At 59.2% G+C, this 10,727-nt stretch carries 10 protein-coding genes; 5 read left to right on the forward strand and 5 right to left on the reverse strand.

All coding sequences use genetic code 11. The annotated features are described in order from the left end of the window. Positions 1-72 precede the first annotated feature (72 nt). Both ACILRN_RS12505 and ACILRN_RS12510 read right to left on the reverse strand, forming a co-directional pair. On the reverse strand, positions 73-696 hold the full coding sequence (locus tag ACILRN_RS12505) for a ribonuclease HII (protein ID WP_395688763.1): 624 nt from the start codon (positions 694-696) through the stop codon (positions 73-75). A 21-nt stretch (positions 697-717) separates the two neighbouring features. After that, positions 718-1,830 (reverse strand): PA0069 family radical SAM protein, encoded by a 1,113-nt coding sequence (locus ACILRN_RS12510; protein ID WP_395688765.1) that lies wholly within the window; start codon positions 1,828-1,830, stop codon positions 718-720. Positions 1,831-1,921: 91 nt separating this feature from the next. On the opposite strand from ACILRN_RS12510, the gene ACILRN_RS12515 reads away from it, so the two are divergent. After that, positions 1,922-2,803 (forward strand): DMT family transporter, encoded by an 882-nt coding sequence (locus tag ACILRN_RS12515; RefSeq protein WP_395688767.1) that lies wholly within the window; start codon positions 1,922-1,924, stop codon positions 2,801-2,803. A gap of 10 nt (positions 2,804-2,813) precedes the next feature. On the opposite strand, the gene moaB is transcribed toward ACILRN_RS12515, so the two are convergent. Both moaB and ACILRN_RS12525 read right to left on the reverse strand, forming a co-directional pair. Further along, positions 2,814-3,353, reverse strand: coding sequence for a molybdenum cofactor biosynthesis protein B (moaB, locus tag ACILRN_RS12520; protein ID WP_395688778.1), 540 nt, complete (start codon positions 3,351-3,353; stop codon positions 2,814-2,816). A 65-nt stretch (positions 3,354-3,418) separates the two neighbouring features. Next, the gene (locus tag ACILRN_RS12525; protein ID WP_395688769.1) at positions 3,419-3,997 is read right to left on the reverse strand and encodes a uracil-DNA glycosylase family protein; all 579 of its coding nucleotides are present in this window, start codon (positions 3,995-3,997) and stop codon (positions 3,419-3,421) included. A gap of 352 nt (positions 3,998-4,349) precedes the next feature. Here ACILRN_RS12525 and ACILRN_RS12530 point away from each other — a divergent pair, with 352 nt between their 5' ends. The 3 genes from ACILRN_RS12530 (at position 4,350) to ACILRN_RS12540 (ending at position 8,670) form a co-directional block, all read left to right on the forward strand. Then, the gene (locus ACILRN_RS12530) at positions 4,350-5,975 is read left to right on the forward strand and encodes an electron transfer flavoprotein-ubiquinone oxidoreductase (protein ID WP_395688779.1); all 1,626 of its coding nucleotides are present in this window, start codon (positions 4,350-4,352) and stop codon (positions 5,973-5,975) included. 120 nt (positions 5,976-6,095) lie between these two features. Beyond that, complete coding sequence (locus ACILRN_RS12535; RefSeq protein ID WP_395688771.1) at positions 6,096-7,808, forward strand: tetratricopeptide repeat protein; 1,713 nt, start codon at positions 6,096-6,098, stop codon at positions 7,806-7,808. A 31-nt stretch (positions 7,809-7,839) separates the two neighbouring features. Further along, entirely contained in the window at positions 7,840-8,670 is an 831-nt protein-coding gene (locus ACILRN_RS12540) for a 4-(cytidine 5'-diphospho)-2-C-methyl-D-erythritol kinase (RefSeq protein WP_395688773.1), read from the forward strand. A 3-nt stretch (positions 8,671-8,673) separates the two neighbouring features. Here the strand turns inward: ACILRN_RS12540 and ACILRN_RS12545 are convergent, their stop codons facing one another. Next, positions 8,674-9,693, reverse strand: coding sequence for a polyprenyl synthetase family protein (locus tag ACILRN_RS12545; protein ID WP_395688774.1), 1,020 nt, complete (start codon positions 9,691-9,693; stop codon positions 8,674-8,676). A 173-nt stretch (positions 9,694-9,866) separates the two neighbouring features. Here ACILRN_RS12545 and ACILRN_RS12550 point away from each other — a divergent pair, with 173 nt between their 5' ends. Then, positions 9,867-10,625, forward strand: a complete 759-nt coding sequence (locus tag ACILRN_RS12550) for a tRNA1(Val) (adenine(37)-N6)-methyltransferase (RefSeq protein ID WP_395688776.1) — start codon at positions 9,867-9,869, stop codon at positions 10,623-10,625. The last annotated feature ends 102 nt before the right edge of the window (positions 10,626-10,727 follow it).

The following is a 10,727-nucleotide window of genomic DNA, read 5'->3' on the forward strand; positions in this document are numbered from 1 at the left end:
AACGCAACACACTCAAGACCGCACATGATGAATCCTGCCGAGTCAGGCGTGAATCGGTTTCGGTCGGGATGGTTAACGCGGGAGCAGGGCGGCGACCGGAGCAAAACTCCTGCGGTGAAGGGGCGAGGGGCCATGACGCATCAGTGCGGTGCGGTGAAATAGCGTTCCATAGCCCTTGTGCCTTGCAAAGCCATAGTCCGGGTAAGTTGCATCATGGGCGATCATGATGCGGTCCCGTGTCACTTTTGCAATGATCGAGGCCGCTGCGATGGACAGAACCCGCGCATCCCCGCCGATTACCGCCTGTGCCGGGCAATTGAGGCCTGGTGTCCGGTTGCCGTCGATGAGGGCAAGCGACACATCTGCGATCTGCCCAATCGCCTGCTGCATTGCCCACAGGGTTGCCACGAGGATGTTATCGCGATCAATGCGATCTGCTTCGGCGATGCCGATGCCAACGCGAGAGCTTTGCATGATGGGCGCAAACAGGGCTTCGCGCCGCGCTGTGCTGAGCGCTTTTGAGTCATCAAGCCCCGAGGGAATGGAGTCTGGGTCCAGCACGACGGCTGCTGCAACAACAGGCCCTGCCCACGGTCCGCGGCCGGCTTCATCAACACCGCAGATAACGCCAAGGCCCCGGTCCAGCGCCGCCTGTTCGATGGAGAAATCAGGTCCGGTTCGAGTCTTCTTGCCCATAAGGCGGTTATGGGCGAGACGCTAAAGCAGCGTCAACTGTTCGCCATATTGCGCGGGCCTCTGGAAGTGCGCGGTGGAAAGCCGGGTCCGGGTAGCGTTCAAGCCAAGCCGGCGGCACGCCAGCTCGAAGCGGCGTCCAATGGTCCAGGCGTAGGGGCCGCTGCCGGTCTGCCGGCGGCCAAAACTCGCGTCATAGCTCTTCCCGCCACTTGCTGAACGCACCAGTGACATGACTCTTGCAGCGCGGTCGGGCATGGCGCTCTGGAGCCAGTCTCCAAACACGTCCTTCACTTCATGGGGCAGCCGGAGCATTACATAGCCAGCCTCGCGTGCTCCGGCCGCGTGGGCTGCCGCCAGGACGGCCTCGATTTCGCTGTCGTTCACGGCTGGAATGATCGGCGCCGCCATCACCGTGACAGGAATTCCCGCCTCGGAGAGTGTCTTGATTGCCGCAATGCGCTTTTCCGGGGATGACGCGCGCGGTTCCATGGTCCGCGCGAGTTCGGATTTGAGCGTTGTGACGGAAATAGCCACCTTGACCAAACCTCTGCTTGCCATCGCTGCCAGAATGTCCATGTCACGGGTCACGAGCGCTGACTTCGTGACAATGGCCGCCGGATGGCCGAACGCGGCCAGAACCTCGAGAATGCGCCGCGTAATGCCGAGCCGCCGCTCGACCGGTTGGTAGCAGTCAGTATTGGCGCCCAGCACCAAGGTGCGGGGCTCATAGCCCATGGCGGAAAGCTCTGCCCGCAACAATTCGGGAGCGTTGGGCTTGGCAAACAGTTTCGATTCGAAATCAAGCCCCGGCGACAGGCCCATATAGGCATGGGCCGGTCTTGCGTAGCAGTAAGCGCAGCCATGCTCGCAACCACGATAGGGATTCACCGACCTGTCGAAGGAGAGGTCGGGGGACTCATTCCTCGAGATGATGGTCCTCGCCTTTTCCTCGAACACTTCCGTACGGAAGGCTGGCAAGTCTTCCAGACCCTGCCAGCCATCATCGAACAGGCTTCGGCTCAGGGCCTCGAACCGGCCCGACATGTTGACGCGAGCGCCGCGGCCGCGCGCCTGCGGGTGCAGGGCTGTCAGTGACGGGACGGCGGCCTCGGCTTGGGTTGACGCTGGGTTCATGGTGACGGTCTACATCAAAATATGGAACAAAGCAAGAACATTGCCGCGCTGCATTGCGGCTGATCCCGAACTCGGCCATGGTTGAATGCCTATGACCCGCCGTCAGATCCTGCTTGCCTTTCTGCCACCATTGTTTTTCGGAACCGGCTTTACCATTGCAAAGCCGGCTGTTGAGCATTTTCCGCCCCTGTTCATGATGTTGATGGTCTACGGCGGCATCGCGCTGTTGCTTGGCCTGACCCAGCGTGCGCGTCTTCAGACGCCGTGGGCGTCAATCATAGCCATTTCAGCCTTTGCGGTGACGATCCAGGGGGCACTGCTGTTCTGGGGCCTGCGCAGCCCGGAGATGTCCGCCACCGCGGCCAATCTGATTCTGCAAATACAGATTCCGTTTGCGGTGTTGCTGGACTGGTTGATCATGCGCGACCGGATGGACCTGCGGAAAATGGCGGGAACTGCCATCGCGGTTGCCGGCGTTGCGATTGTCATTGGCCTGCCCGAGCAAGCCCCCGGTCTTGTACCAACCGTCATGATCATAGTCAGTGCATTCTGCTGGGCACTTGGCCAGGTCCTGGCACGACGGCTTGGCCGCGATGGTGGCGTCGGTCTGCTCAAGGCCAATGCCTTCGGCAGCGTGCCGCAACTGGCCGTGGCGACACTACTGATCGAGACGGGTCAATATCACTCTCTCGTTACCGCCACCTGGCTGGAATGGAGCATGCTGGCGTTCGTGGGCGTGGTTGGCTTCTATCTGGCCTATATGTGCTGGTTCTCCCTGCTCCGGCAATGCCGGATGGATGAGGCGGCTCCCTTCATTCTGCTCATGCCTGTGGTCGGGATCTTCACCGCCGCTTTGGTGCTGGGCGAAACAGTGTCGGCCGTGCAGATCGTCGGCGGCCTCGTTATCCTGACCGGATTGCTGGTTGTTTCAGGACTGGGGTTGCCGAGAAGCATCAGGCGCCGGAGTGGCTGACCCCTGGTGATCAGCCTTTCTTGCGGCGCATATGCTCGTCAAGCCGGGGCATGATCTCGACAAAGTTGCAGGGCTTGTGCGTGTAGTCGAGTTGCGGCTTCAGGATCATGTCCCATCCGTCGCGGCAGGCGCCCGGTGAACCCGGCAGGCAGAACACGTATTTGCCCTTGAAAACTCCAGCGGTAGCCCGAGACTGGATGGTGGACGTTCCGATCTTCGGAAACGAGATCATGTGGAATAGCGTTCCGAAACCCTCGATCTCCTTTTCGAAGAGACCGCGAGCGGCTTCAATCGTGACATCGTGGCCGGTCAAGCCTGTTCCGCCTGTCGTGATGACGGCGTCAACATCCGCGCGGCTCGCCCAGTCCCGGATCACCCGCCTGATGGCCCGCACATCATCTTTCACGACTTTGCGAGCGGACAACAGGTGTCCTGCCGCCGCGATGCGATCTGCGAGGGTCTGACCTGATGCGTCGTCGTCAAGCGTGCGGGTGTTCGAGATTGTCAGCACCGCGATCCGCACCGGGACGAATTGCCTTGTCTCACTCATCATTCATTCCTCAAACATGATGTCTACCACGCGTGGCTGCGTCACATAAGTCCCGGGCATGCAGATCAGTGTGCATCAAGCATCTGGCGCAATGACAGGAGGTCGCGCCAGGCGAGCCGCTTGTTGCTGGGCTGGCGAAGAAGATAGGCCGGATGCAGTGTTGGCAGTAGGGGAATCTTCCGTTCACTGATGGTCGTCGACAGCCACGCGCCACGAAGCTTGAGTATGCCGTCCGTACGGCCGGTGAGCCGCTCGGCGGGCGTAGCCCCCAGACAGACGATTACGTCTGGCTTCTGCAATTCGATGGTGCGGATCAGAAACGGCAGGCACATCTGGGTTTCTGAACTGGTCGGGGTGCGGTTGCCTGGCGGCCGCCAGAACACGGTGTTGGTGATGAAGACAGCCTGCTCGGGGTCATCGGCGTGACGCGACAGTCCGATTGCGGCAAGCATCCGGTCGAGCAACTGGCCCGATTGGCCAACAAAGGGTCTGCCCTCAATGTCTTCGTCACGGCCGGGTGCTTCGCCTACAAGCATTACGCGAGCCGACGGGTTGCCATCGGCATAGCAAAGCCGGGTTGCAGTCTTCTTGAGGGGACAACCGTCAAAGGCCTCGAGAGCTGCCGCAATGTCCGGCAGACTCACGCAATCGGTCACAGACCGGCCGGCGGTCAGGGATGGCGCAGAAGTCGGGGAAGGTGCAGGAGTCGGGGGAACAGTCTGCCGCCTTTGTTCAATTGGTGACGCCCCGCCACGTGATGCGGCATTTTCAGATCGTGCGGCAAGCCGGTTCACCGGACTGTCGCCAACAATTTCGTCGGCCCCCATTTCTGAGAGCCAGCGCAAAGCAGCGGCGGCCTGTTCTGGGTTCATCTGGGTAAGGCGTGTGTCCATATTGAAACTGGCGGCTTGTCTGGCATCCTCCGGTTACTATAAACAGCCTCGGCGGTCGAGAACATACGGAGTGGATTTCGTGGAACAGGTCCAGCGCGAGTCGATGGAATATGATGTTGTGATCGTGGGGGCGGGTCCAGCCGGGCTCGCCGCCGCGATCAGGCTCAAGCAGGTCAACCCCGACCTCTCTGTATGCCTTCTTGAAAAGGGCTCCGAAGTGGGGGCCCACATTCTGTCAGGCGCGGTGATTGACCCAATTGCCCTCAATGAACTTGTTCCGGATTGGAAAGAAAAGGGCGCTCCCCTCAACACGCCTGTCATCGAGGATCGATTTTTCGTACTTGGTCCGCAGGGTGCTCTGCGTCTTCCCAATGCATTGATGCCACCCCTGATGAACAACCATGGCGCCTTTGCCGTTTCTCTTGGAAATGTTTGCCGTTGGCTTTCGCAGCAGGCCGAGGCGCTGGGTGTTGAAATCTATCCTGGCTTTGCCTGTTCGGAGTTGCTGTTCCGCGACGATGGCTCTGTCCGGGGTGTTGTTGCGGGCGTCGTGGGTATCGGCAAGGATGGAAAGCCGAAGGACGATTTTCAGCCCGGCATGGAGCTTGTTGGAAAATATGTTCTGATCGCTGAGGGCGTCCGTGGCTCGCTCGCCAAGCAGATCATAGCGAAGTTCAGCCTGGCGGAGGGTCGTGAACCGCAAAAATATGGGCTCGGCATGAAGGAACTCTGGGAGGTCTTGCCGGAGAACCATCGCCGGGGACAAGTAACCCATACCATGGGTTGGCCGCTCGGGGCACGCACCGGTGGCGGCAGCTTCATGTATCACCTCGAAGACAATCTGGTGTCGATTGGTCTCGTGGTGCACCTCAACTATGACAACCCACACCTTTTTCCATACATGGAGTTTCAGCGCTTCAAGCATCATCCGCTGATTGCCCCCGTGCTTCAGGGAGGCCGGCGGATAGCATATGGAGCCCGCGCCATCACCGAGGGTGGATTTCAATCAGTACCCCGGCTGTTTTTCCCTGGTGGTGCGCTGATTGGATGCTCGGCTGGCTTCGTCAATGTCCCGCGCATCAAGGGCTCGCACAACGCAATGAAGACCGGCATGCTCGCTGCAGAGGCAGCAGCGGCTGCGATTGCAGCCGGGCGAGCAGGCGATGAGCTTGCAGCCTATCAGGAGGGCTATGAGGCCTCGTGGGTCTATCAGGACCTCAAGCGTGTCAGGAACGTAAAGCCAATGTGGTCCAAGCTGGGGCTCGTCGGCGGCCTTGCGCTTGGCGGTCTCGACATGTGGATGAACCAGTTGTTTGGCTTTGGGTTTGGCACCTGGAAACATGGCAAGCCTGACTATGCGACGCTCAAGCCCGCAGACCAGTGCAAGCCGATCGCCTATCCCAGGCCCGATGGCGTGATTTCCTTCGACCGCCTTACCAATGTAGCGTTTTCTGGTACCAATCATGAGGAAGACCAGAGGGTCCATCTGCAGCTGCGCAATCCGGAAGTTCCCATTGGTGATAATCTTCCCGTGTTCGACGAGCCAGCCCAACGCTACTGTCCGGCCGGGGTATACGAGGTCGTGCGTGAGGAAGGAAAGCCGCCGCGCTTCCAGATCAATCACCAGAATTGTGTGCATTGCAAAACATGCGACATCAAGGATCCTGCCCAGAACATCAACTGGGTGGTTCCACAGGGTGGAGAGGGCCCCAATTACCCGAACATGTAGGTCGAGCCCGGTCGCCTGCGGGAAGGCCATTGCAGTCTCCCCAAAAACACCGCATTTTCCGGTGATAAACTCTGGACTCGCCGGTCGGACTGGGCCGCCCGCTTTTGGAAACGGATGACGATGACGCGATCCCTGTTCCGCATTCTTCTGGCCGGCCTTGCGGTGTCCTCGCTGTCGGTAGCGTCACATGCCTACGAGAAGGCCGGCGCTTCCCTGTCGGGAAGCTATCTTGCCGGCCGGACTGCCGCCAAGCTTCGAGACAACGACCTTGCCTCCGGCTTTCTAGGCAACGCCCTGAAGGCCGATCAGGGCAATCCGATCCTTACTGAAAAGGTCTTTCTGCTCGAATTGTCTGAAGGCAACATGCCTGCCGCTGAGGCCTATGCGGCGGAAGTTCTCAAGTTTAATAGCCAGCAGCGCATGGCGCGAATCGTCCTTGGCCTCAAGGATTTCCGTGCCCGCCGTTATGCTGCAGCACGCCAGAATTTCGAGGAATCTGCCTATACGCCAATCGGCGAACTGACCTCCTGGTTGCTGATAGCTTGGTCACATGCGGGTGAGAATGATTTCGCCGGCGCAATGAAGGCGCTTGACCAGCTCAACGTGAATGAGAGCTTCGTAAACTTCAAGACATTTCACGCTGGCCTCATTGCTGACCATCTTGGCAACGCGATGCGTGCAGACGCGTCCTATCGTAAGGCTTACGAGGATGCTGGCAATTCACTCCGCATCGTTCAGGCCTACGGCAACTTTCTCGAGCGCAACGGACGGGCCGTAGAGGCACAGAAGATCTACAGGGACTATCTCGAAGCTGACGAGAACCCGCTGATACTCGCGGCCCTTGAGCAAAGCCTTTCAAACAAGAAGCCACAGCCATTCACCCCATCAGCATCGGCAGGTGCTGCTGAAGCGTTGTTTTCGCTTGCCACCTCGATGACGGACGACCAGAGCATCGATGTCGCGCTGCTCTACGCCCGGCTCGGCATGCAACTGTCTAACGACAGGGCCGTGTTTGAAACGCTGCTGGGCGACACCTATTCTGACATGAGGCGATACGAAAAGGCAGTCGCGGCATATGAACGGGTTCCGGTTGCCTCGCCGCTTCGCTCCAACGCAGAGATCGAGATTTCGGTAGGCCTGCAGCGCCTCGGGCGCAAGGATGAGGCGATTACAAGGTTGAAAAGCCTGATCGCGCGCGAGCCGCGCAACTTCGATGCGATCGTCACGCTGGGCAATGTTTATCGTGCAAACAACGAGTTTGCCGATGCGGCCAAGGTCTATGATGATGCAATTGCGGTCATTGAAACACCACTGCCCGGCCATTGGCGTGTTCACTACTATGATGGCATAGCTCATGAACGCCTGAAGCAGTGGGACGTTGCAGAGCAGCGGTTCCGCAGAGCTCTTGAGCTGTCTCCAAACGAGGCGAGTGTCCTCAATTATCTTGGCTACTCCATGATCGAGAAGAAGATCAATCTTCCCGAGGCCATGGACATGGTGAAAAAGGCGGTCGAACTCAAGCCAAACGATGGCTATATCATTGATAGCCTGGGTTGGGCCTATTTCCAGCTTGGGGACTACGAGGAGGCGGTCACTCACATTGAGCGTGCGGTGGAACTGCTGCCAGCCGATCCGATCATCGCGGAACATCTCGGTGACGCCTATTGGCGTGTGGGCCGCAAGCTTGAAGCGCGGTTCCAGTGGCAGCACGCTCTGGACAACAAACCCGAACCTCCGGACGTCAAGCGCATTGAAGACAAGTTGAAGAACGGACTGTCAGATGAACTGCCCGTGACGCCTGCGCAGACAGGCACGGGCAATACCAACGGCTGATCATGCTGCCGGTGAGAGGTGGGTCATACGCGTGACGCCATTTTCGTTATTCGCCCCGGCCAAGATCAACCTCGCGCTGCACGTGCTTGGTCGACGGAGTGATGGCTATCATGATCTTGATTCGATCGTAGCCTTTGCAGATGTGGGCGATGTGCTCACCTTCGAACCTGCGCGGCATTTCGAGATTCTGGCGTCTGGTCCTTTTGCCGCCGATCTGCCGGTTCAGTCTGACAACATCATCTCGCGGGCATGGACTGCTGCAGCCGAAATTGCTGCAGCTCGGGGAAAGACCCTTCCTCCGGTAAGGGTTGAGCTTCGCAAGAATCTACCCGTTGCGTCTGGCATTGGCGGTGGCTCGGCCAACGCTGCGGCAGCGTTGCGGGGCTTTTTGCGACTGGTGGACATTGCCGATACAGGGGCGGACGTCTTGGAATCCTGTCTGGCTCTTGGTGCCGATGTGCCTGTCTGTCTGTTGGGGCAGGCCTGCCGGATGCGCGGAATTGGTGAACGCCTGACACCGCTTGCCGGTTTTGCGCCAGTGTCAGCGGTACTGGTCAATCCGCTGGTGGCAGTCTCCACGCCTGACGTATTCAAGTCTCTCGGGCTTGCCAGAGGTCAAAGCTACCGCGACGCTATCGCTGACGAACGTGACCCTGTTGATTGGCGTAACGACCTTGCCGCTCCGGCCGTGGCGCTCGCTCCCGTCATCGGGGAGGTTCTCGCCCGGCTCTCGGCAACGCCAGGAATTTACCGCGCCCTGATGTCTGGTTCAGGCGCGACCTGCGTTGGGTTGTGCTCGACGCCAGATGTCATGCCGAATCTGGATTCCAAATGGTGGTCAGTGCGAGCTGTCATTTCCTAGAATTCAGTGGGCGCGCGCCACGCAGAAGTCCACGGCTTCCAGCAATGCGTCCTTCAGGCTGGATTGAGGGAAGATCGCCAGTGCATCGCGCGCAATATCTCCATAGTGGTTTGCGCGCTCAACCGTGTCGACCAGAGCGTTATGGCGTTCCATGAGTTTGCGTGCATAGCCGAAATCGTCGGGTGTCTGGTTCCCCTCTTCGAGGGTTCGTTTCCAGAAACTCCGCTCTTCGGCAGCACCCCGGCGGTATGACAACACAACGGGGAGGGTGATCTTGCGTTCGCGAAAGTCATCACCCACACCCTTGCCGAGTTTTTCGGTGGATCCGGAATAGTCCAGAGCATCATCGATCAGTTGAAAGGCAACGCCCAGATTGCGGCCATAGGATTCAAGCGCGGCCTGTTCGCTATGCGGCCGGTTTGCAACGACCGCTCCCACCTCAGCTGCCGCTGCGAATAGAGCGGCCGTCTTTGCCACGATCACCTGCATGTAGGCATCCTCAGTTGTCGAGGTATCCTGGGAGATCGAGAGTTGCAGGACCTCTCCCTCGGCAATGACGCAGGCAGCATTGGAGAGTATGCGCAGAGCGTCCAGCGAGCCTGTTTCGACCATCATGCGAAAAGCCTGTCCGAGCAGATAGTCGCCGACCAGCACGCTGGCCTGGTTACCCCAGATGACACGCGCGGCCTGCTTGCCGCGCCGCAGGTCGCTTTCGTCCACAACATCGTCATGCAGCAGTGTTGCTGTATGCATGAATTCAACCGCGGTCGCGAGTTTCAGGTGGTGCTCACCTTCGTAGCCGCACATGCGTGCCGCGGCCAGTGTGAGCATCGGGCGGATGCGCTTACCGCCGGAATTTATGAGGTGGCTGGCGATTTCCGGAATGAGCTCGACGTGACTGCGGGCATGCGCGAGGATCGCCTCGTTTACGCGGTCCATGTCGGTTGATGTGAGCTTGACCAGAGGCTCGATGCTGGCCCGCTTCTTGTTGCCCGTTCCGTCGAGCGGTATGACGACACCCATCCGGGCCACCTCTGAAATCAATTGGAAGGGTTAAAGCACAGCTCGTCAGGCTGTCCAACCCACAGCGCTGTTTCCTCGCTTGGTAACAGATGCATAACCTTAAGGTCGTAGATTGGTGCGCTATGGAAACTCCAGATATCCCCCCCGAATTGACGGCTCCGGCGCAGGCCGCGGTGCCGGCTTCCTTGACCGAGGACGGCTTTCTTGGCGGGCGGCTTCGCATTCTCCAGCCTGAGAAAGGCTTCAGGGCAGGTCTCGATTCTGTGTTCCTTGCTGCAAGCATCCCCTGCTCCGAGGGGGATTCGGTCTTTGAGGCAGGCGTCGGGACTGGTGTCGCGGCACTTTGCCTTCTCGCGCGTCAGCCAAACCTGCATGTCACCGGCATCGAGGTCTCCGCACGCTATGCGATGCTGTGCGAAGAAAATGCAAGCAGGAATGGCTTTCCCGCGAATCTGCGAGTGATCAAGGCCGATCTGCGCGAGGCGCTGCGCAAGGATGTCGCCAGCATGCCAATTCCCGGAAGTTTTCAGCACGCCCTGGCCAATCCGCCATTTCACGAAGAGGGAAAGTCCACGGCCTCGCCTCACGTGCTCAAATCACAGGCTCATGCCTTTGGAATAGAGGATCTCGAGTTGTGGGTGAAGCTCCTGCATCTGATGCTCACACCACGTGGCAGCGTTACCATCATCAATCGGGCCGAAAGCCTCGGCCGCATGCTCAGCGTAATGGAAAATCGCTTTGGAGACATAAGGATAGCTCCCCTCTACCCACGCCGAGGCACGGCTGCATCACGCGTCATCGTGCAGGGAATCAAGGGCTCCAGGGCGCCACTTCAGTTGCTGCCGGGGTTGGTGCTGCATGGCGAGGGCAACAGCTTCAGCCCCGAGGCGGAGGCCGTGCTGCGCGACGGGGCGGCCTTTCCGCTGCGCTGACCCGGATCACAACTCTTTGATATCAAAAAAATAACTGGATCGGCTGGAATCACGTGCATTGTCCCCCCATTTAAGCCTATGATCGTGGTCTGACGGGCTCAT

It is taken from the genome of Aestuariivirga sp. (genome assembly GCF_044238155.1).
In the GTDB taxonomy this organism is placed as follows: domain Bacteria; phylum Pseudomonadota; class Alphaproteobacteria; order Rhizobiales; family Aestuariivirgaceae; genus Aestuariivirga.